Source organism: Candidatus Pelagisphaera phototrophica (genome assembly GCF_014529625.1).
Taxonomy (GTDB): domain Bacteria; phylum Verrucomicrobiota; class Verrucomicrobiia; order Opitutales; family Opitutaceae; genus Pelagisphaera; species Pelagisphaera phototrophica.
This window is the reverse complement of record NZ_CP076039.1, coordinates 2,012,381-2,033,355: the sequence shown is the minus strand read 5'-3', so window position 1 is coordinate 2,033,355 and position 20,975 is coordinate 2,012,381. Positions and strand designations below refer to the sequence as shown.

Annotated in this window: 18 protein-coding genes; 4 read left to right on the top strand and 14 right to left on the bottom strand. The window is 50.2% G+C overall.

Features of this window, described 5'->3' with window-relative positions; all coding sequences use genetic code 11:
- Nucleotides 1-94 precede the first annotated feature (94 nt).
- The 6 genes from GA004_RS08760 to GA004_RS08735 all read right to left on the bottom strand — a co-directional run bounded on the left by GA004_RS08760 (nucleotide 95) and on the right by GA004_RS08735 (nucleotide 2,786).
- Entirely contained in the window at nucleotides 95-550 is a 456-nt protein-coding gene (locus GA004_RS08760; protein WP_283396950.1) for an ExbD/TolR family protein, read from the bottom strand.
- Nucleotides 547-972: an ExbD/TolR family protein gene (locus GA004_RS08755; protein ID WP_283396949.1), complete on the bottom strand. Its 426-nt coding sequence runs from the start codon at nucleotides 970-972 to the stop codon at nucleotides 547-549. The genes GA004_RS08760 and GA004_RS08755 overlap by 4 nt, the downstream gene beginning before the upstream one ends.
- Nucleotides 969-1,661, bottom strand: a complete 693-nt coding sequence (locus GA004_RS08750) for an SDR family oxidoreductase (RefSeq protein WP_283396948.1) — start codon at nucleotides 1,659-1,661, stop codon at nucleotides 969-971. Before GA004_RS08750 ends, GA004_RS08755 begins: the two co-directional genes overlap by 4 nt.
- A 78-nt stretch (nucleotides 1,662-1,739) precedes the next feature.
- A complete protein-coding gene (locus tag GA004_RS08745) occupies nucleotides 1,740-2,063 on the bottom strand; it encodes a rhodanese-like domain-containing protein (protein ID WP_283396947.1) in 324 nt (107 codons plus the stop codon).
- 61 nt (nucleotides 2,064-2,124) lie between these two features.
- Nucleotides 2,125-2,544, bottom strand: a complete 420-nt coding sequence (locus GA004_RS08740) for a sterol desaturase family protein (protein WP_283396946.1) — start codon at nucleotides 2,542-2,544, stop codon at nucleotides 2,125-2,127.
- Nucleotides 2,484-2,786: a hypothetical protein gene (locus tag GA004_RS08735; protein WP_283396945.1), complete on the bottom strand. Its 303-nt coding sequence runs from the start codon at nucleotides 2,784-2,786 to the stop codon at nucleotides 2,484-2,486. Before GA004_RS08735 ends, GA004_RS08740 begins: the two co-directional genes overlap by 61 nt.
- Between GA004_RS08735 and GA004_RS18185 the strand changes: the two genes are divergently transcribed.
- Nucleotides 2,752-2,847 carry a TraR/DksA family transcriptional regulator gene (locus tag GA004_RS18185; RefSeq protein WP_425492929.1) on the top strand — a complete coding sequence of 32 codons (96 nt, stop codon included), beginning with the start codon at nucleotides 2,752-2,754 and terminating at the stop codon, nucleotides 2,845-2,847. The genes GA004_RS08735 and GA004_RS18185 overlap by 35 nt on opposite strands.
- A gap of 115 nt (nucleotides 2,848-2,962) precedes the next feature.
- On the opposite strand, the gene GA004_RS08730 is transcribed toward GA004_RS18185, so the two are convergent.
- The 7 genes from GA004_RS08730 to GA004_RS08700 all read right to left on the bottom strand — a co-directional run bounded on the left by GA004_RS08730 (nucleotide 2,963) and on the right by GA004_RS08700 (nucleotide 14,426).
- Nucleotides 2,963-5,125 carry a pyrroloquinoline quinone-dependent dehydrogenase gene (locus GA004_RS08730; protein ID WP_283396944.1) on the bottom strand — a complete coding sequence of 721 codons (2,163 nt, stop codon included), beginning with the start codon at nucleotides 5,123-5,125 and terminating at the stop codon, nucleotides 2,963-2,965.
- 66 nt (nucleotides 5,126-5,191) lie between these two features.
- Nucleotides 5,192-5,554, bottom strand: a complete 363-nt coding sequence (locus GA004_RS08725; protein WP_283396943.1) for a sulfatase-like hydrolase/transferase — start codon at nucleotides 5,552-5,554, stop codon at nucleotides 5,192-5,194.
- A gap of 49 nt (nucleotides 5,555-5,603) precedes the next feature.
- Nucleotides 5,604-7,394: an FG-GAP-like repeat-containing protein gene (locus GA004_RS08720; protein ID WP_283396942.1), complete on the bottom strand. Its 1,791-nt coding sequence runs from the start codon at nucleotides 7,392-7,394 to the stop codon at nucleotides 5,604-5,606.
- A 43-nt stretch (nucleotides 7,395-7,437) separates the two neighbouring features.
- A complete protein-coding gene (locus tag GA004_RS08715) occupies nucleotides 7,438-10,059 on the bottom strand; it encodes a DUF1592 domain-containing protein (RefSeq protein WP_283396941.1) in 2,622 nt (873 codons plus the stop codon).
- Nucleotides 10,060-10,075: 16 nt separating this feature from the next.
- Nucleotides 10,076-11,359 (bottom strand): DUF1552 domain-containing protein, encoded by a 1,284-nt coding sequence (locus GA004_RS08710; RefSeq protein ID WP_283396940.1) that lies wholly within the window; start codon nucleotides 11,357-11,359, stop codon nucleotides 10,076-10,078.
- A gap of 29 nt (nucleotides 11,360-11,388) precedes the next feature.
- Nucleotides 11,389-12,909: a sulfatase family protein gene (locus GA004_RS08705; protein WP_283396939.1), complete on the bottom strand. Its 1,521-nt coding sequence runs from the start codon at nucleotides 12,907-12,909 to the stop codon at nucleotides 11,389-11,391.
- A 95-nt stretch (nucleotides 12,910-13,004) separates the two neighbouring features.
- Nucleotides 13,005-14,426 (bottom strand): arylsulfatase B, encoded by a 1,422-nt coding sequence (locus GA004_RS08700; protein WP_283396938.1) that lies wholly within the window; start codon nucleotides 14,424-14,426, stop codon nucleotides 13,005-13,007.
- Nucleotides 14,427-14,841: 415 nt separating this feature from the next.
- On the opposite strand from GA004_RS08700, the gene GA004_RS08695 reads away from it, so the two are divergent.
- The 3 genes from GA004_RS08695 to GA004_RS08685 are packed head-to-tail and all read left to right on the top strand — an operon-like array spanning nucleotide 14,842 to nucleotide 18,155.
- Nucleotides 14,842-16,221: a sulfatase-like hydrolase/transferase gene (locus GA004_RS08695; RefSeq protein WP_283396937.1), complete on the top strand. Its 1,380-nt coding sequence runs from the start codon at nucleotides 14,842-14,844 to the stop codon at nucleotides 16,219-16,221.
- A complete protein-coding gene (locus tag GA004_RS08690; RefSeq protein WP_283396970.1) occupies nucleotides 16,212-16,691 on the top strand; it encodes a sodium:solute symporter family transporter in 480 nt (159 codons plus the stop codon). The genes GA004_RS08695 and GA004_RS08690 overlap by 10 nt, the downstream gene beginning before the upstream one ends.
- Nucleotides 16,692-16,733: 42 nt before the next feature.
- Nucleotides 16,734-18,155, top strand: a complete 1,422-nt coding sequence (locus GA004_RS08685; protein ID WP_283396936.1) for a sulfatase — start codon at nucleotides 16,734-16,736, stop codon at nucleotides 18,153-18,155.
- A gap of 141 nt (nucleotides 18,156-18,296) precedes the next feature.
- On the opposite strand, the gene GA004_RS08680 is transcribed toward GA004_RS08685, so the two are convergent.
- Complete coding sequence (locus tag GA004_RS08680) at nucleotides 18,297-20,963, bottom strand: PVC-type heme-binding CxxCH protein (RefSeq protein ID WP_283396935.1); 2,667 nt, start codon at nucleotides 20,961-20,963, stop codon at nucleotides 18,297-18,299.
- Nucleotides 20,964-20,975 lie beyond the last annotated feature (12 nt).

The following is a 20,975-nucleotide window of genomic DNA, read 5'->3' as shown; positions in this document are numbered from 1 at the left end:
TACAATAGTGAGCTCCACCAAAGACAGGGCCCAAACGTGGTTCTACCAAGTTCAACTTACCGACAGATCGGCAACCGCATCGTCAATTCGACGTCTAATCCGCGAATGCGAACGTAACGGACTCGATTCCAGCATGCGAGCAGGCGTCCATTACCTTAACCACCATTTCATGGGCCGTCTTGTCGTCAGGCGCCAATGTAATGCGAGCTTCCACCAGATTCGATTCACTGGCTTCTCGGAAACGGTTGAGCATCGTCTCCAGTTGCCAATAACGAGGCACTTCCGGACTGTCGTAGAGATAGTCATTCACGAGCGCTTGGCCATTGGCCAAAATCTGCACAATCTGCTCGTCTGGTATCTCGATGGCTTCGTCCTGTTGAATTCTGCCTGGCAAGCTAAAGCTAATGTCCGCTTCCTGTTTTTGAAGAGTGGCACTAACCATAAAGTAAAACAAGAGCAGGAATACGACATCGATCATGGGTGCAATCGGCAGCTCCAAAATTCCAATACGAACTCGCTTCCCCCTTTTACTGGATCGCTTTATATTCATTCCCCTTGAATCGTCCCGTAAATGTAGTCGCTGATTCCCGCTTTGGTCGCTGCTGACATCGCTTGCTTCACATTCTCAAATTTAGTCACATGATCCGCCCTAATGCGAAGCTTGATTTCAGGGTAGAGCTCCTGCATTTCAAGCAATCGGGCCTCCAGCTTACCCTCTTCGACTTTCGCGCCTCCCAGATAAACCGTTCCGTCTTTTTGAATCGAAAGAATGATGCGATTAGAAAGGTCTTTGGGCGTTTCGCTAGCGGTCGATTCCGGCAGCTCGAGCTCCACTCGGTGCCCGGCTTGCGAGAGCGAGCTGACACACATAAAAAAAACGAGCAGCAGAAAAACCATGTCAATCATGGGAGCCATCGGGACGCTCGATGCGTCTCGTCGTTTAAGCGGCAATCTCGACTTTTTTTGCTTCACCAAGGCAGAGAATATCCCTTATTATCAATAAAACGACCCGAATCCGATACTGTCAACGCATCGATAGTAGGAATCATCTTCGAAACCGAGTCTTCCACTGTGAGCGTGGCCCCTGATCCCCCCATGTCGGTGGCTACCCAGCCAGGGCTCATGGAGACGGCGATTCGTTTACTTCCTTCGTAAATTGAAGCTAGCCTGACCGTCAGCATGTTGAGAGCGACCTTGCTGATTGCGTAGGAATCTCCGTCGGACATCCCCTTCCCTCCCCACTCCAACGAACCGAGTCTTGACGATAGTTGGACCACTTTAGCCGATTGGGAAAGAAACGGATCGAGCGACTGCCCTAGCATGGCCGAACCGACTACATTAGTGTCCAGTGTTTTCCGAAACGAATCCCGATTCCAATTGAGGAAGCGCTCATTGATTAGAGTTCCCGCGTTCGAGATTAGTAGGTCAATCGTAACCGCTCTTTCGTTCAACACCTGAATCAATGCTTGGAGACTTTTGTCCGACGAAACATCCAAGGGCTCAACCAAGATGTTTACAGCTCCTTTTAGCAGTCCAGTCAGTTGGTTCGCCTTTTCCGGCGTTCTACAGGTCGCGATAACTGAATATCCTGAGCGCGCATACTGTCTGACAAACTCTAAACCAATCCCTCTGCTGGCACCTGTGACAAGAACTGTGGTCATTTTAGTCGGATCCCCATTAACTAGCATTATTGAAACAAAACGAGTCTATGCGCAAGCCAGCCTGAAACGAGGCTACGCTTAATTCTCAATTTCGCCTCCGGCCCTTTTCCAAGCAGGGAATCCCCTCCTTAGGTTGTAGACGTTTTCATAGCCGGTTTGCTCCAAATTCCGGCAAGCGGTCTTGCTGGAGAAACCACTGTAGCAATAACAGATAATGGGAACCGTTTTATCATCTAGATCTAGATCCTCCTGAACCGTTTTTCGATTAGCATTTAGAGCCCCCTTTATGTGCCCTTTCCGGTATTGCATTGGGAGTCTCACATCGATGAATAAAGCGTTCCTATTCTCCATAAGACCCATCGCTTCTTTCGCTGTGATCTTTTTAACAGACTTCCAAAACATATTTGATCATAAGTTTATCAGAAATCGTTTTTCTGGGAAGCCAAAACCATAACGACATAGCTCACCGATCGTTTTTGGGTTTGAATGGTCTGCTCAACAAGCGGGCGATCATTTGCTCTTCCGCTTCAAGATCGTAATCCAATCCAAAAACGATCTTCTTCGGATCACTAAAACGGTAGCTACCAAACAAGCGGTCCCAGATACTCAGTACACTGGAATAGTTGGAATTGGTCTCCTTGACTTTCTTAGAGTGATGAACCCGATACATACTGGGGCTGACCAACACAGCACGAAGCAACCGGTCCCATTTTTCGGGCAGGGCCATATTGCTGTGATGCCACAGTATGTTGATATTGTATATAATTCTATAGATCACTAGATGCTCTATGCTTATTCCCAAAATGGCAAATACCGCGATATTTACGATCGACGAAAAAAGAATTTCTCCTGGATAAAATCGCAACGCAGTTGAAAAGTCCATTCCCAGGTCACTGAGATGGACTTGATGGACCGCCAGAAAAACGGAAGGACATGGTTGAGCCGGTGCCAGACATAAAGCCAGGCATCGAACAGGATCGATACGGTCAGAGCAGCGAGCCAAAACGGCAGTTCAAATTGATTCAGAAGGCCGATGTGGTCCTCCGCGATCCAGACAAATGCCACCACATCAATAGTCGCCCCAAACAGAGTGTACGGCATCTGCGCAAAATCTGGTAATCCCATTCCCAATGATAGGCTAGCTGCCGTTCCTTATGCCACTCGCTGTGTAGGCTGCGCTTTCTAAACTGGAACAAATGGGAAAGATCAGCCTTGTAGTTGATTGTCAATCACAAGCATTGCGGTCAAGCACCGCAAACTTGCATCTAAGCCGCCTAATCATTTTTCATTCAATGCCACTTCTACTTTTTAGGCAGGGCAAAGGCGTAGACTAAATCGCCTGACGCGGTGCGATGAACCTTCTGGCCACCACCGGCGCAAACCACAATGAACTGCCGTCCCCCTACTGCGTACACTGAGGGCGTAGCGTAGCCTCCGTAGGGAAGTTGGAACTCCCAAAGAACTTCGCCCGTTTCCGTATCGAATGCTCGAAATTTTTCGTCCGCGGTGGCACCGATGAAGACAAGTCCCCCAGCTGTCGCCACAGCACCGCCGAAGTTTCGGGTTCCGGTATTCCTCATTCCTAGTTTCACGAGTTCAGGGTACTCTCCCAGCGGCTGCTTCCATTTAATGGTTCCGTCGTTTAGATCCACGGCTACTAGACTTCCGTACGGAGGAGAAAACAACGGCAGACCATCCTCCTCATCGATCATTCGCGTGTAACCGTCCATTAGATAAACCGCTTTTGTTTCGTGGCCTTGCAGATCAATGGGTGTTCCGTCCGGTTCGCGAATGTAGCTCATTAGACCTTCCAATTGATCGTCCGAAAAGCTCCGGTACGATTGCATGGCCCCTTTGCCCTGGCGAATCGTTCGGATTAATTCCTCGTTTGACTTGGGATTGTTCGCCAAAGCCGGAATCGCTGGAGGAAGTCCTCTCAGCTCCAGCCCGTGACAAGAGGAGCAATTGAGCTGGTAAAGCAGTTTACCTTTTTCGTAGTCGCCTAGGCCAGAGTCGTCTTTGAGCAATACGGTGGGCTGAAGACGCACGAGATTCGAGCTCTCGTTAACATTCACATAAAGAAGGTTGCGATCAGCGTCGAACGAAGCTCCGTGATACTCCATGCCTCCGGACATTCCGGGAAACTGGACGTGACCTCTCGTGCTTAAGGGCTGAAACATGGTAGACGGGCCGTATACCTCAAAAACCGCCTTCGCTTTTGCGGTCACTTCTGGAGTTCGTTTAGCTAAGTCGTTTTCAGTAAAGCCCTGCCGCACGAGGGGTGGCGGCTTCAAGGGGAACGGTTGAGTTGACCAGGCTTCTTCTCCCGGTACATCCGATTTGGGAACCGGTCGTTCTTCGACTTCGAAAATCGGCTCACCCGTTTCGCGATCCAAAACGAACAGATAGCCCATCTTCGTCATTTGGACTACTGCGTCCCGCGGCTTTCCCTCGATTTTGAGGTCCACAAGTATGGGAGCAGGGGGATTGTCCATATCCCAAATGTCGTGATGAACCGTTTGGTAGTGCCAAATTCGTTCACCTGTCCGAGCGTTGAGTGCGAGGACACAGTTTCCGAAGAGATTCTGCCCCTTGCGATTGGCACCATAAAAGTCATAGGTTGGTGATCCCGTTGCCGCAAAGACCCAACCTCTTTCTTCATCCACGGTCAATCCCCCCCAAGGGTTAGCGCCACCGTAGGTTTCTCCCTCAACCCAATCCCAAGTGTCGTGTCCAAATTCTCCTTTTTGAGGAATGGTATGAAAAATCCACCGGAACTCGCCGGTCACCGTATCGTACGCGCGGATGTGACCCGGGGAAGAACCAAAACCTTCCCCTACTCGCGTGCCGAGGATGAGAAAGTTTTCGAATACCGCTGGTGGTGATGTCATTCCCGTATCCACAAGTTGAGGATCGACGCCCAGATCGTATCTAAAATCAATTTTCCCATTCTCTCCGAATGAATCAATCCTCTCGCCGGTTTTGGCATCAACCGCATGAATATAAGAATCCGTCGAATAGAAAATCCGTTGTTCAACTCCATCCGACCAGTAAGTCGCTCCCCGACTAATGACCGCGTAGTCTCCCTTTTGTTGCTCAGGGCTTCTGGGATCGTGCTTCCAAACCGCTTCCCCGCTAGCAGCATCAAGTGCAGTTAGTTGGCCCGCAGGCGAAACGAAATACAGGATGCCATCGATGACGATGGGGTTCGACTGAATAGAAGAGCCTTCCGTGGCATCTCCCGTCCTGTAGGTCCAGGCAACTTCAAGTTGTTGTACGTTTTCCGTATTAATCAGTTCAAGTGACGAGAACTGATTGGATCGCTGGTCCCCCCGGTAGATTCCCCAGTCTCGACTGTTGTCGAGGTCGCCGACTGTTTTGACCTTTGAGGGTTTCGAACAGCTCATGCAAAGAGTGAGTGCTGCCACTAAAAAAGAAAATGCGATTTCAGGGGGAATTTTCATAAACCGGTCCCAATCAGGGTATCTCCGAGGAAGGGTTCAAAAAGAACTTTATCAGGGAATAAGGCTTCAGTCCAAGGATGGGCGCAAGATCCGAGCTGGCATATCCGGTGTCTGAATTGACCCAGGTTTCTTGGCATGCACTCTCCAGACGAATCGTCCAGTGTTGAGCATATTGCGGAATGCCACGCAAACAGCGCCATTCCATGCACCCATATTGTAGGTATTTGTGAAAGCCGTTCCCATATTTATAAGGCGGTCGAGATTGGGAGTCCTTATCTCCTTGTTTCCCAGAGCCGCGATCGTCTCGTGGCTTTGGTCATCCGCGAAGATGAAGAGTATATTCGGTTTGTTCGCCCCAGCGACTAAGCAGGAACTGAATAAAACCAAGAATGAACTGGTTCTAATGAGGCTCGTTAATGTTGATCTCATGGTTGATAAAATTTTTCGTTAGCCAGTGCACCTAACTGGAGATTGACCCTCACTTTTGTTCATACCAGACAACGTTTCCAGTCCAGTGGCCCGCAATAAGAAAATCTAAATCCCCATCCCCGTCCATGTCTTCGGCCCGCATGTCGTAGGAACCCTGGTTCACATCAATGACATGCTTCGTGAAAATCGCTTGCCCGTCGTTTTCGTACCAGGCGACGACGCCCGTTTCATAGTGGCCACAGGTCGCAGCATCCAAGTCCCCATCCCCATCCAAGTCTTCCAGCACTAGGCTGTGCGGACCAACTATCTTTGCATCGATTTCGACAAGCTCAAAATTCGGCCCCTTGAACCAGATTAAACCGAATCCGTGACCTCGAGAGGCAAGCAGGTCCCCGACTCCATCCCCATTCAAGTCCCCTGGGATGATATTTGAGGCACCGGGCTGCCCTTCCGCCAACAACCGCTTTTTCCAAGGCTTTACCGGATCCTTGGGTTGCGTCCACCAGGCAAACCATTCCCCTCCGGGAAACCCAATCCCGCCTTTTGCCCCAGCCGCAATGTCGGGACGACCGTCTCCATCGACATCCCCGATGCCCATATAGTGGGATCCACCCGGGGCGTCATAATCAGCGAAGATGTGACGGTTCCATTCACCATCCAATGAGCTGCTTCCAGGGGTTTCGAACCAGAGAATCGACTCTGGAATACTGGTTCTCTCAGATTTTTGAAACGAGTTGGCTATCAGATCTTCTTTCCCGTCGAGGTTCACGTCACCAGTAATAACACAGTGGGTACCGAGAATTTCATCATCGAGCGTGTGATAGGTCCATTCACTCCCGCCAAACGGGTCATCCGGGCATTCCAGCCAGAACACCGTGAGGTTCGATCCTATAAAATCCGAATCGCCATCACCATCCACATCCAGCAAGCACGAGTGAATGCAATTGGCTCTTGGCCGATTTCGCGAAAGACCCGCTCGAAACTCATGTATCACCGTCGGCTCCCAATGAGGTCCTCGGTGCAGCTTCACCTTTCCTCCATAGGAGGCGATTACGTCTTTGTGGCCATCTCCGTCAAAGTCGTTCGCCACGGCCGAATTGATGTCTCCTGAACCAGGCCTCACAACTATGTGTTTTTTCCAGTCGGGATTATTGGCACTGAGTGGCAAGGCTTGCCAGAGGCGCACATTGTCGTAACGGATTGCTCCTACTTTACCTCTTGCCTTTAAATTAACTGAGACTTTCGGAACATCCAATCGAGCATTCCGCATCAAAAAGGACGGGCCTCCTTCAATTTGAGCTACAACTTCCGACCCGCGTGTTTCAATCATCACGGTGTACCACCGGTCCCGCTCGATATTCCAATCGGTCTGTTGCAGAATCTGATCCTTGTCGCCCTCTTTCTGGGAATTCCGGTCTTTCTGCAGCACCACGCCCGATTCCGTTCCAAGGATAAGTCGAAAAATGTGCCCCGACGTATCGGCAGTACTGCCTTCGTCAAACCCAATGTGGGCCGCATTCAACCCGCCAGATATCATAACCGACATTTCCAATATGCAATCTCGGGCTTTCGCATAAAGTCTCATGCTCGGAGTTGCGCCCGTGTGATTGTCTCGACTTGCCTGAAACGCTTTTGTTGATGGGATTCCAACAAAGGACCCATCTTTTACGCTCCATCGTGTTCCGTGTAGCGCATTCCAGGCGGACTTCACGCCAGCGTTATCAAAACGGTCCTCAAACAATAGTTCCCCTTTAGTTGAAATCAATGGTTCTAAACCGAAAAGGCTCTGAAATATAGTCGTTAGAAAACAGCAACTCGAAACCGCTAGTACTTTATTCATATTCCGCACTATCAAATTTGCCAACGACAACAATATCCGCTCTTCACCATACATCGCTAAACGCCTCGCTTGTGACAATCAGTTCTACGAGGTCCTTCAAGCCGTAATTTCGGTCCGCCAGTTCGCTGGCGATGCCATCCACAATGGGACGATCGCTAAAATGCAGTTCTCGCCCGAGAGCGTAAATGAGCATTTTCTCGACCAGGCAACGGGCAAACTGGTTTTTCCGATCCAAAAGTAGGCCCTTCAATTCCGAAACGTCAGTAAAACTCTCGCCGGTAGCCAGAGTGCCCGACGTATCCACATTACTATAGCTTCTACCACCGTCGTCTTTATATTGAAAACGGTACGAGCCAATGGGATCAAAACTCTCGAGAGCAAATCCAATCGGATCAATTTTGCGATGACAATCCGCACACGTTTCAACCTTACGATGCTTCGCTAGTTCTTCGCGAATTGTAGTCGCTCCCCGAATATCGGGCTCGAGAGGCTCGACATCGGGCGGCGGCGGAGCGGGAGGCGTCCCCAGAATATTCTCCAGCACCCAAATACCCCGCATTACGGGTGAAGTCTCCACACCATTGGACGTAACGGTCAAAATGCTTGCTTGTCCCAGCACACCACCCCTAGGCGAGTTAGCAGGAAGCCTCACCCTACTGAAGGAGTCAGAGGAAACGCCTTCAATACCATACAAATCAGCGAGGTAGCCATTCACATAGGTAAAGTCGGAGTGGATGAAATTTTCGATGCTTCTATTGTTATGCAGGATATCCTCAAAAAACAAACGGGTCTCTTCTTTCATCAAGGGCTCCAGCTCTCGGTCGTGATATTGACTAAACTTTTTCGAATCTGGCGGCATCGATCCCAATTCATTCAAGCGCAGCCAACTGTCGGTAAAGTGATTCGAAAATGCTCTCGCCTTGGGATCCTGCAGCATCCGCAAAGCCTGAGCTACGATGGACTTTGAATCACCGAGACGATCGTGACTCGCAGCATTTAGCAGGACTTCATCGGGCATTGAACTCCAGAGGAAATAAGATAATCTCGACGCAATCGTGAAAGCCTTATTTTCATCCGGCTCGTCGAGCGGAGTTTCAACATAAAGAAAATTGGGTGAAGACAGCATTGCCTTGAAAACCGTTTTAACCGCGTTGACTGCGTCATCCCCTAATTCACGCCGCTTTTGATAAAAGTCCACATAGCGATCAATCTCCGACGGGATCGAAGGACGTCTAAACGCTTTGAAGGCAAAATCTTCGATGATTCGCTCGATGCCTGATTCGGAAATATTCTCAACGGAACCTTCATCGGGAACTTGGAGCCAATCCACCATTTCGTTTCCTGCTTCAGGCCCTTGGATCTCCATCCAATGGATTCGCATCCTCGGCCCTTGATACACTTCGGACAAGTAGATTTCCTGGTTCTCGGCAGGCCGGGTAGCCACGCCATCTCTCCAATTACTCGGGAGCACTTCCCGATGGTACACCGGCGCGATTTTACTGAGGACCCCTTTGAAGGGTCTAGGGCCATTAGCGTATCGGATCACGGGGACGAACCCTTCGTCCATCCAAACCCTTACTTCGTAGATTTTCGCCTCATGGTCCAATAGAGGAATTCTGGCAACGGTTCGATCCGAAGCATTGTAGCGTCGTCCTGGATACCCGATCTTCGGATCTGTCACGAGCACTTCCATCTTGATCGGCTCGCTTCTGTCAATCCCCAACAACTTAGAATCGTATGGGTGTTCGCGATTAATACCCTCTGACTTAATTCTTATCGTATAATAGCCATCAGCCGGAACGCCCTTTTCAAAACGATCGGCATAGACCCTTTCTGACTTGCGGTCTCCATGACCTACATCCACATAGCTTCCATCCACGTTTACCTCAAACCAGATTTGGGGTCGGAAATGATAGGTCCGATCGCATAAGTCGTCTGGAGTGAACACTTCATGAATCGGGGTCATGTCCTGTTTGGCAACGATTGCTTTCTCTATCGTTTGGGATGCGGCCTCTAGGTACTGTTCCAGCAAGTAGTCTGAGAGGATCAACTCTTCCCCCACATTGGCAAAGCCTTCGAATTTCTCGTCTGCTGGAAACGAGTCCGTGGGATCAAATGACTCGATATTCAAGCCGAACAGATCACGAATCGTGTAGCGATACTCGTAGCGGTTGAGTCTCCGTAAGAGCGGAGCTTTATTGCTGGCATGGCGCTCGTATGCTAGCTCCAATTCCCCAGTTATCCACGATACCATGGCGCGCAAATCCTTCAGCGATGGAGGGGCCTCTTCCTCTGGAGGCATTTCGCCAAGGTTAAGCATATCGAGAATCTCCTGCCAATCATAAGCGGTGTCATCTCTGTTAAAATCAGTCCCGAGCGAGTCAAATCGGCGATCCCCTTTTTGCTTCTCCTCTCCGTGGCACCGGATGCAGTGCTGCTTTAGAAATTCGTTCGGGTTGATATCAGTATCTATATTCTGGGCATACGTAATTAAACCTAATCCAGATGAGAAACTAAAAAAACATAAAAGCCTCTTCCAAGAATTGCTTACTAGGAAGCTTCGGAGAGTCCGCAATACGCTGATGGGACGTAGAGCAGGCCGATGAGGTTGATTAAAGCCAATCCACCCTGCCAGCGTTACATTGAACTTCCAATACCAGTACATTACAAATGGCCTTCTCTTAACTAAACCCATCCAGTGAACCGGTGCTTGTGCCGAACTGCTCAACTTCTAATCCGAAACGCTGCAACATGGAGACGTACAGGTTGCAGGCGGGTGTCTGTCGTCCTGTAGTCTTTGGATACTTTTTATGTTCTCCGTGATTAAAGCCACCACCGGCGAGTATGAGCGGTAGGTCTCGATTGGAATGAGAACTGGCATTTCCCATTCCACTGCCAAAAAGCACCATGGTCTTGTCCAACAGGGAAGCGTCGTTGGATATTTGCGTACGCTTCAAGCCTTCCAGAAAACTTGCGAAAGCAGTGGTGTGAAAGGTTTCGATGATCGACAGCTGAGCGAGCCGACTCTCATCGTGTCCGTGGTGCGTCAGAAAATGGTAACCTTGAGTCACACCTGGAAGACCGGATTCACCGCTCCATCCGTCTATCCCACAAGTGACGATCCGGGTGGAATCCGTCTGTAGGGCTAGCTTCATCAATTCATAGAAAACGGGAACTTCCCCATAGAAATCGTCCGGCAGGGGTCGAGGTAATTGGTAATCAGTTTTTGGCTTAGGCCTTCGGAGCCACGCTTCCGATTGGGTTAACCGTTTCTCAACTTCTCGAATTGACGTAAAATACTCATCGAGCTTTTCCACATCGTTCCGGCTGATTCTCTTTTTCAGAGCCACCGCATCCTCCCCTACAATATCTAGGATGCTGGCGTTCAGTTTATTGGAATCACTCAGCCGTTTGCGCTTAGATTCCGGAGTCTCCAAAAAAAGAGCGTCGAACATCGTTTCGAGGCGCGTAATCGGGGGGATTTCGACGTTATTGCGTGTCCATGAAAGACTTCCCCCGCCAATACCAATCGCCAGAGAGGGGTAGCGCGTGTCCGATCCCACAAACTCCGCGGCCTTCTGGTCGAGGGTGATGTTTCCTTCTGGCCTCCCTTTGCCATGTTTGGACAACACACCTGAAAGGAAGGTATGCACCGCTTCGTGTCCTCCTTTAACCCCCGGGTGATCGAGCTGGGAAAAAACGGTAAAGTCGTCTTTCAGCCCAGCTAAGGGCTGTAACAATTTTGAAAGCTGGTACTTGCGACCCGATTCCTTCGGGAAAAAATCGCCGGGATAGAGTCCATAATTCAAGCCGACACATAGCATGCGCATCGGCTCTCTAACCACCCCGTCTGCCGCCCTCAAATGATGCGGAAGCGAAATAGATTCCAGAAAAGGCAACGCGATTGCGGCTCCGGCCGCGCGAAGAAATATTCTTCTGTCAATGTTCCCAGTGTTTCTCTTCATACTTTTTCTGTTTCGTTGTCCAACTCAGCTCACTGGGACAGGTTCCCTTTTTTCTTCGCCCATGGAATCCTGCGATCATAGAAATCAGCGTATCCATCGTAGCGATTGAAAGGGACTGCGCCTTCTCTCCAATCATTGACTGCTGCGTCATACCGCTTTCTCATTTCTCGCAAGACTTCCGGTGGCTGATTCTTTTGCACTCGATTCAGGAGCTCAAGCCGATCTTCGCTCACTTTGTACAGTTCCTCTGTGGGGACAAACTCATCTGCCCCATAAGGCCAATAGATGTACTTCCAGTCCTTGGTAAGAACGGCTAAACTCTGTGCCACCAAAGGTCCCCAAGCGTTTATCAATTGCAGCGACTCGTGAATCTCCAATTGCGGATCGTTGTAAACCGCCATGAGGCTTCTCCCATCCATTGATTCGGGAATCTCCAATCCAGCCAATTCGAGTATTGTGGGGGCGAAATCAATGTTCCCGGTCAAGGCATCGGTACGGTAGCCTTTGCCGCTGTTCCCATTCCGCGGGTCATACATCAGCAGAGGGACTCGAGACGCTTCTTCGTAAGGAAGCACCTTGGACCCGTACCCGTGAGATCCGCAGAAAAAACCGTTGTCAGACGTGAAAATTACAACCGTATTTTCACTGACACCTGCTTCCTCGAGCGCTTCGCGTATCATCCCCACGGCGACATCTACACCGTAAATCTGCTGGTAGTAGATCTTCATTACTTCGTCATACCGATCGCTGTATCCCCATTCCTCAAAGCGAACGTATTGGCGTCCTTGCTTGCTTTGCAGCGCGAAGTGCTCAGAGAATTCCCGCCCGTAATTACCTGGTTTCGTAAATGTTTGGCCGGCATATACGCCGTCAAACTTCGGATCGGGGGTGGTTGGCCGGTGCGCCGCCTTAAAACTGATCGACAAGCAAAAGGGCTCCTCCGACTGGGAAGCCTCTTTTATAAAGTCACGACTGAAAGCCCCATATGAAAGCGTCGAATGTGGATACTCCTCTGCATACTTCGCCATGGATTTGTTTTTGGCAGTTTGGTAGTGAGTCTGACCCGGGCCGCCGCCCCACCTGTCAAATTCTCCTTCCGGCAGTCTCCCTCTCCCCTCTTTGCCATCGCCGATATTGAACCCGAATTTTCCGGCGAACGCGGTTTTATATCCGGCTTCCCGCAAAAGCATTGGATAGGCTTCAGCCCAAATTTCCTCTCGCATATCGCCATGCGAAAAATTTGTGCCATTCTTGTATTCGTATTTTCCGGTCATTATGTTCGCCCGGCTCGCCATGCAAATCGCCGTGGTGTCATAGTGATGGTCGAACACAATCCCATCGCTGGCCAATTTATCTAAATTCGGAGTTTTGACGTCAGGAGTCCCATAGCATCCCATAGAGTAGAGATTCTGGTCGTCGGTGAGGAGAAATACTATGTTGGGTCGATTGTCCTCTGCAAAGGTAAGGCAGCACCAAAAGAGCAGAGACAACGCCCCTAATCGTCTGCCGTTGCGGAACAATAATAGGGAAGAAGAAATATTTGAATGCATATTTGGAAGGAAAGTATACTCGAATGTAAGCTATTACCTTTCAAATACGCCGCAATGGACCTGATCAAAAGGATTAGTGCTCGAAATTACCAAATCTAGTGGGTCGGTGTCCAATCGGGAATTACAGGGGTGTTACTGGCGCCACGCCTAAACCGATCGATTTGGTTTTCCGATTTCAGTGACAGGAACGTCTCGATTTCCGCCGTCAATTTTGCTTTCGCCCCCGCAATCGCCTGAGCACGCTTTTTTACCGATTTCGGATCACGGTTTGAGATATCGAGTTTCTCATAGGGATCATTCCCGATTTCGTACAACTCGAGCGAGGATTCTTTTGCCTCAGAATCGGGAGCGGGCCGGCGGAAAACCAGCTTCCAATCCTCGGTGTTAGCCGCCAATTGTTCGATCCTGTCGTCATTCTGATCGAGATAGGTAAACCACGTCCGGTCTGTGAGTTTCGCTTTGCCTCTCAAGGCATCTAGCACATCGATTCCGTCGAGCGGCCTCGCAGGGGGATCGTTCACGCCAATCATTCTACGCAGGGTGGGGAGCACATCGATGTATCCCATATTTTCTCGTATCCGCTTTCCCCCAACGATTCCGCCATTCTTCCACATAGCGGCGGCGGCCACACGGATTCCGCCTTGATAAACCGTTAGCTTGGATCCCTTGAGCTCACCATTGCTGGCCACGTTTCGCACACCTCCATTGTCACTGAAAAAAAGGACAAACGTATCGTCGAGATCCCCTCGAGCTTCGGCCGCGGCCAAAATTTTGCCAATCGCCTGGTCCAGGGAATCCACCATCGCTGCATAAGTCTTCTGCCTCCCCGTCCTATGAGGATATTTTTCGAGATCTGCCTCCTTCGCTTGAAAGGGTGAGTGAGGCGCGTTGAAGGGGACGTACAATAAATAGGGTTCATTCTTTGGAGTCGATCTAATGAATTCAACCGCTCCCTCACCGATCAAATCGGTTGCATAGCCCTCCACCTTTACAGACTGGTCATTGTGATGCCAATCTAGCTCTCCATCTCTTTCATGCGTAAAATAGTCAATGGCGCCGTTGTAGTGCCCAATAAAGTCAGTGAACCCGCGCTCCAAAGGCAGCCATTTCTTTTGACGATGACCCAAGTGCCATTTTCCCATGATGCCCCGCCGTTTGTATCCCGCCTTAGCAAATACGTCAGCTAGCGTCTCCTCGGAAGTATCCAAGCCAAAGTCTCGCTGTGGGGGTATCACCGAACGCATGAGACCAAAACGAATGGGATACCGCCCCGTCATCAATCCTGCCCGAGTCGGGGTGCACATGGGACAGGCATAAAAGGCCTCAAGCTGTGCACCTTCACTCGCAAGCCGGTCGATATGGGGCGTTTGAATGTCGCTTCCATGAAAACCCACATCGCCGTAGCCTAGGTCATCCGCGAGGAGGATGACCACATTGGGCTGATCTTGAGCGGAAGACAGACCCAGAGATCCCAAGATTAGTACAGAAACGGTTAAAGTGAGAGACTTGAAATTCATCGAACGCTAATTGGGGAAATAGAAGTGTAGATAGAATCGGAATTTCAGTTCCACGGGAAGCTCATTGTCGGTTTTTCTGCGTACCTTTCGTTGAAAATCGTCAATCGACTTCCACAGCCAGGCTTCAGCTGGTAACGATTTCGATCATTTTTAGGGGTGCTTATTGTTAACTACAAGCGCCACGAAACGTTTCGTTTCATGCCAGGGCCGGATTGTTACAAAAACCGAGCACTCTCGCTAACCAAATTTGGCACGAACATTGCCATAAATCATCTCCTTAATGCATTCGCTATCAGGAACCTGTCAAAGCCTGCACTCGACACTTTCACAATTCGTCCTGCTGGCAATTGCCCCTAGAAGAACCGTTGACGACCGTCGCATAGCATCGGATATTTCACATCGACGTTTCCTCCCCATGCCCTCCTTCGCAGAAAAATCGACAACTCGGCGTACAAAACTCATCACAGTTGCCGCAACTGCCTTCTTTGCGGTTTGGAATATCTCCTTCGCTGATTCCACGCCCAACATCATCCTAATTTTCGCCGACGATATTGGCATTGAGACGATCGGAGCCTACGGAGGCGAGTATTCAACCCCGCACATCGACTCACTCGCCGAAAACGGCATCCGTTTCGATTATGGCTATGCGACTCCCGTCTGTACCACCTCACGGACACGGCTGCTCACGGGCACCTATAATTTCAAACACTATGAAGCTTTCGGCCACCTGAATCCGGACTATTACACGCTACCGTTGCACATCAAAACGGCCGGATACAAGACAGTCGTCGTAGGAAAATGGCAACTCGCTGGTAATATGGAGATTGGCGGTGTCGGGTCATATCCGAGTGATATTGGCTACGACGAGCACCTAGTATGGCAGCTGGAACGATCCCTCAAAGGAAGCCGCTTTTGGCAGCCAACACTCTCCGAGGACGGCATCGCCAAAACCTACTGTAAAGACGACTTCGGCCCGACTCTCCTCAATGACTACGTACTTGATTTCATAGACAAGTATCACAACCAGCCCTTTTTTATTCACTACAATCCCGTTCTCGCCCACGATCCATGGACCACGACGCCGGACTCACTGGATGCGAAAACGCCTAAAGAGAAATTCCACGGGATGATGTCATATTTGGACAAGATGGTGGGTCGAGTCATCCGAAAGCTCGAAGAATACAACTTGTCCGAAAACACGCTCATCTGGTTCATCGGCGACAATGGCACTCACCCGCAAATCACTTCCAATCGTCACGGAATTCCCATTACAGGAGGAAAATGGTACTCGAAAGACGCGGGGACCCATGTGCCTTTCATTCTCCAATGGAAAAAGAAGCTTCCCAAAGGGGTCGTCCGAGACGACTTGGTAGAGGTTTTGGATGTATTCCCTACCCTTGCTTCGGCAATTGGCGCGAACTCGCCCGTACCCCTTGATGGGGTCGATCTCCTCAAAATTTCCAAGAAGAAAAAAAAGAAGACTCCTCGCGACTCAATTTTCATGCACTACGATCCGCAATGGGGAAGTGACTACTTCGGCACAGCAATGCCCGCGGCGAAGTTCATTTTCGATAAGCGTTGGAAACTATATTCCGACGGAAGTCTCTATCGCATCGACAGGGACCCGCTCGAGACCAACCCGATTTCAGTCAGCGACCTTAAACGAAAAGAACATCGCGAGTACCGAAAACTTAAGAAGCAATTCGACTCCATGATAAGCGGCCCATTAAAACTGCCCTACTTGAACAGGCCACTCAAAGGAAGCATTCCTCCGCCTTCTCCTGACTGCCTCTAGTCGGGCTCTTCGCCGCCGCCATGTCCAGTCTTGACAGCTCCATGCATTCGATCTGTACCGCAGTGTCCAACGATTTTGTGGGACGATTCAAAAAAGACTGGAGCGATCAAAACCAATTAAGCTTTACCCACACTCTCGTTGCCTGTCTCGGCGTATTGAGCACAGGAGCCGCCCTTATTATGTCTCTCATCGATACCGGGTATATTTTCGATTTCCTTATCGGCCTGATGGGTCTGATTGGTAGTCCATTGGCTGGACTCTTTCTAATGGGTCTATTAGTAAAACACGCCGCGGCAATGCACGCATGGATCGGGGTGAGCTGTAGTCTCGTCTCTCTGGTCTACGCCAAATATTTTAGTGATCTGAATGGTCTTCTCTTCGGGCTAGTAGGGATTGGTGTTTGCTTCGGCGTAGGCCTGATTGCATCGTTCCCAATACCGAAAGGCTCCGAGTCTGCCGTATCGGCTTGATCTAGTTGCGCGCCAATCCCGAATGGTCTTCGTCTTACCTTCATGAAAGCAATATTCATTTTTCATTTTTCACTCTTCATTCTTCATTTTGGAGCTCTCGGAGCTCCAAACATCCTCTTCATCGCCATCGATGACATGAATGACTGGACAACCCTCTTCGACAAATCCAACCCCATTCAGACTCCCAATATCGAACGACTTGCCGCCCGTGGTATGTTTTTCTCAAAGGCCTATTGCAACTCTCCTGCTTGCAATCCTTCTCGGGCCTCCGTCCTCAGCGGGGTACGTCCTTCCACGAGCGGTGTGTATGGAAATAATAGCGACTGGAAGCGAGCCTTGTCCGATGTGACCATTCTACCGCAGCACTTCAAGAACCACGGATACCAGACCTATGCTAGCGGAAAAATCTTCCACCATCATGGCACTGAATACCACAAGTATGAGGCATTCGACGACTTTGTAGAATTTCCTGCTCGGCAACCCGACATGCCAATGCCTCGGAATGGAAATCTAAACGGGATCAGGAGCTGGACCGCACCAGACGGGAAGAAAGGCCCTGTCAGTCGCAATTTCGACTGGGGGGTGTATCCGCGAAATCCAGATGATCACATTGACAATCGCACAGTGGATTGGGCTATCGAAAAAATAGACGCTAACAAATCCCCCTTTTTTATCGCTACCGGAATTTTCCGGCCCCACATGCCCTTCTATGCACCGCAAGAATGGTTCGACCAATACCCCCTAGGGCGATTGACGCAACCCGAAATCAAAGAGGACGACCTTGAAGACTTGCCAGATGAAGCCAAGGCTCTTCTGCATCCACCCGGACGAAAATTCATAAGCACCTTTGAAGCGGAAAAGCTTCGAGATGCCTACATCTTCGACAAAGCGATCCAAGGCTACCAGGCATCGGCTAGTTTTGCCGACTATCAAGTGGGTCGCCTGTTGGATGCTTTGGACAAAAGCGGTAAAGCTGACAACACCATCATTGTTCTCTGGTCCGACCACGGATATCATCTCGGCGAGAAGGATCACTGGGAAAAGTTTGTGCTCTACGAAAAGGCCACTCACATCCCTTATATTATCATCGCCCCTGGCTACAAGGAAGGCCAGATCTGCCACCGTCCTGTCACGCTTGTAGATTTGTACCCTACACTCACTGAACTTTGCGGACTCCCCGCTCCGGAGCACCTTGAAGGCAAGAGTCTGGTTCCCCTTCTCAAAAAGCCAAAGTCGAAGTGGGATCCCGCCTTAATTACCTACCAACAGGGAAACCACGCTGTTCGTTCCGATCGGTACCGATACATCAAATACAAAAACGGTGACGAGGAACTCTACGATCTAGAGGAGGATCCTAACGAATGGACAAACATCGCCTTTCGTAAAGGCACCGCGAAAATCATGAAACAACACGCCGCTTGGCTACCGACCGAAGACACGGAACCCATCGGACCCGCCAGGTAGAACAAAGACCCCCGCGTACCCTACCTTGGCCACTTGCCAAAGGAAAAATACAGGCGGGCTGATCGGTGGAATACTTCTTACGAAAATCTAAGAGGCACCCCGAAAACCAGCATTCCGTATTCTAATTTAGTGGGCACTCTCCTACAGACTCTTCAAATAGGCCACCATGTTAGAGACATTTTCCGCACTAATATCAAGACTGGCCGCGGAGGGCATGAAGGAATAGTGTAAATTTTCGCGGCTTGCAATTTTGTCTTGGTCAATCGCCACATCTGCACCGCCAAACACTCTCAATACCAGAGGGTTACCTTCGGAAATAACAAAACCCTGAATGGTCTTATTATCCTTGGTCTTCACTTCCAAACCTTCGAATCCATGCGAAATATCTGCGGAAGGACTAATGATCGCCTGGATCAGGGTCTCGCTCGGATTGCCTTGGGAAAACGCCGTTAAATCAGGGCCGAAATTGACTCCTTGATCTCCGAATTTGTGGCACATGAAGCACTTTGACAGCGCCCTTTTACCACGACTCGCATCTGGAGCATAAGAAAGGACTTCTTCCAGTGTCGTCTCCGCCTTGGCATTGGGAAAGGCGGGGACAATCGAATCGACTAAAGTGGCACTTTGCCCTCCAATTTCCGCCATCAAGTTATACTGGCGCCAGTATGACTTGTCCCGGTTCTCCACAAACCAGCGGGCTCGTGTCGTCACCTCGGCACCCTCGGCCTTTTTCGCGATGTCAACCATCGCTCGGGCCCCTTTCTCGGATTCCACATAGGCAATCGCTGTCAGCATATCGACACGGGATTGAGTGTCCTTGGAAGTGTCCATTGCGTAGGCCTTCATATCACCCACCGCAGACTCGGGATGCAGTCTCCAAGCGATATTAGCAAAAGCCTTTGACCAGTTAGCCGGATCATTCCCGCGCTTGCTTTTCAAATACGCGTAAGCCTTCGCCTCTTCAAGGGCCACCGACGTTCCGACCGCTTCCAAGTACCAGCGGTCTATTCCGTCATAACCGTCTACGATATCCAGAAGGGTTTCCTTCATTTCCCCAAAAGGAACATCTCGGAGAGCTAGGGCCACTTCGCGCCGTACTGCCGCGGAGGAATCCTTAGCCAACGCCTTGGCATGGCTCATAAAGTTGCTCCCGGTAGCTCTCAACGCGCGGAAGGCAGCAATTCTCATTTGAGAATCGTCAGCTTCGAGCCTCTTTTCCACGAACTCAACTCCCTTCGGCCCTAAATGCGGCAGGAGGAAAACGGCGCGAGCCTGAACGTATTTGTTGTCATCGTTAAGAAGCTTGGCCACTGCTGAAACCGTCGCTGCTCCTTTGTCCTTGAGCCCATAAAATGCAGCTCCTCTCACATTGTGCGATGGGTTTTTAAACGCTTCTACTAGTCCCTTCGTGGTCGAGAAGTCGATTTTGGGAGTACTCAGTTTCTTCCCTTTAGGCGCGATCCGATAAATAGATCCCACTCCAGACTCGTCATACGCCCCATGACCTCCGACGCGCGTATCGTACCAATCTGAAACATACAATGCCCCATCCGTTCCGACAGCGATATCGGAAGGCCTGAATTGGAAACGAGCTTCCTTGTTGCGAGCTTGCGATTGAGAAAAATCCGCTCCGTAAAATTTGCCAGTTGGATTCGACCCGAAAAACTCAAAACGCTCCAACTCGAATCCTGCCTGCTTCGCTTGTGGCTTGTATCCAAAAACTACATTACGAGTTGGCTCGCAAGTTAACAACATCCCGTTATACTCAGTGCCAAGGGCATCTCCCTCATAGTAGGTGATACCGGTTGGGGCACCTCCACCATAGACATCGCCGGCAGGGATCGTTCCGGGGTCACCCTGACGCCACTCTGCTTCGGCCGTCAATTGGTCCGGACGTTGTTCGGAACGCCAGGTCCGCAAACCGTCGTAGGACGAAAATCCCAGGTTTCCATATTCCATCAACCAGGTTGTTCGCGCCGCGGGTGGGTCATCGTTGTCATTATTGAAGACGTCGCCGAATGAAGTAATGGTCTGCTCGTAGGAATTCCGGAAATTGTGTCCAATAACGGCGAGCCCTGTGCCGTCCGGATTCATCCGCATCGCAACGCCACCGACATACTGATGACCGTCGCTGCTTGGTTTCGCACGATCGGTGCGGTTTAGATAGGAACTCCCCGTGAATAAGCGCAAGTCAGCACTTTCAACGTCCGCATTACCTGCATTGCCGGTATTGAAATAGTATTGCCCATTGGGCCCCACCGTCACGGAGTGTAAACTATGGTCGTGGTCTAACCCCTCGAATCCGGTCAGGAGAATCTCTTTAATATCCCCATAGTCGAACCGGTCATTTCGGTTTACATCAGTAATGGCAATCAAGCTAGGCGGCTGGGAAATGATTACTTTGTTGTCAATTACGGCAACTCCGAGAGGAGCCACCAAGCTCGAATCTTGCCAAAATACCTTGGAGCTATCCGCTTTGCCGTCTCCATCCGTATCCTCAAGGATCATTATCCGGTCGCCGACCGAGTGAGTCCGACTCGTCTTGTTGCGAAACTTCCGATAGTTCACCCCTTCCGCTACCCAAAGGCGACCTTTATGATCCACATCGATATTCGTGGGATTGTAGAAAAGGGGCGAGCTAGCCCACAGCGTGACCTCAAGGTCTTCCGGCAAATCGAAAGCGTCCACCGGGACACTTTCAGCCGCATGAGCAGCGATTACCCAAAATGAGGCGATGGCAGCCGTTAATCCAGCTCGTATCAGATGGGATCTCATATTCACGAGCGCGTTTAAGCAAAGATTCTTCATAGTCTGAACTCC

Coding starts and splice junctions, on each gene's coding strand:
- GA004_RS08720 (WP_283396942.1), bottom strand. CDS start 7,394: ATGAATAAAGTACTAGCGGTTTCGAGTTGCTGTTTTCTAACGACTATA.
- GA004_RS08745 (WP_283396947.1), bottom strand. CDS start 2,063: ATGTTTTGGAAGTCTGTTAAAAAGATCACAGCGAAAGAAGCGATGGGT.
- GA004_RS08735 (WP_283396945.1), bottom strand. CDS start 2,786: ATGGGATTACCAGATTTTGCGCAGATGCCGTACACTCTGTTTGGGGCG.
- GA004_RS08705 (WP_283396939.1), bottom strand. CDS start 12,909: ATGCATTCAAATATTTCTTCTTCCCTATTATTGTTCCGCAACGGCAGA.
- GA004_RS08740 (WP_283396946.1), bottom strand. CDS start 2,544: ATGGACTTTTCAACTGCGTTGCGATTTTATCCAGGAGAAATTCTTTTT.
- GA004_RS08710 (WP_283396940.1), bottom strand. CDS start 11,359: ATGAAGAGAAACACTGGGAACATTGACAGAAGAATATTTCTTCGCGCG.
- GA004_RS08725 (WP_283396943.1), bottom strand. CDS start 5,554: ATGAGATCAACATTAACGAGCCTCATTAGAACCAGTTCATTCTTGGTT.
- GA004_RS08715 (WP_283396941.1), bottom strand. CDS start 10,059: ATGTACTGGTATTGGAAGTTCAATGTAACGCTGGCAGGGTGGATTGGC.
- GA004_RS08695 (WP_283396937.1), top strand. CDS start 14,842: ATGCCCTCCTTCGCAGAAAAATCGACAACTCGGCGTACAAAACTCATC.
- GA004_RS08680 (WP_283396935.1), bottom strand. CDS start 20,963: ATGAAGAATCTTTGCTTAAACGCGCTCGTGAATATGAGATCCCATCTG.
- GA004_RS08750 (WP_283396948.1), bottom strand. CDS start 1,661: ATGACCACAGTTCTTGTCACAGGTGCCAGCAGAGGGATTGGTTTAGAG.
- GA004_RS08685 (WP_283396936.1), top strand. CDS start 16,734: ATGAAAGCAATATTCATTTTTCATTTTTCACTCTTCATTCTTCATTTT.
- GA004_RS08730 (WP_283396944.1), bottom strand. CDS start 5,125: ATGAAAATTCCCCCTGAAATCGCATTTTCTTTTTTAGTGGCAGCACTC.
- GA004_RS08760 (WP_283396950.1), bottom strand. CDS start 550: ATGAATATAAAGCGATCCAGTAAAAGGGGGAAGCGAGTTCGTATTGGA.
- GA004_RS08700 (WP_283396938.1), bottom strand. CDS start 14,426: ATGAATTTCAAGTCTCTCACTTTAACCGTTTCTGTACTAATCTTGGGA.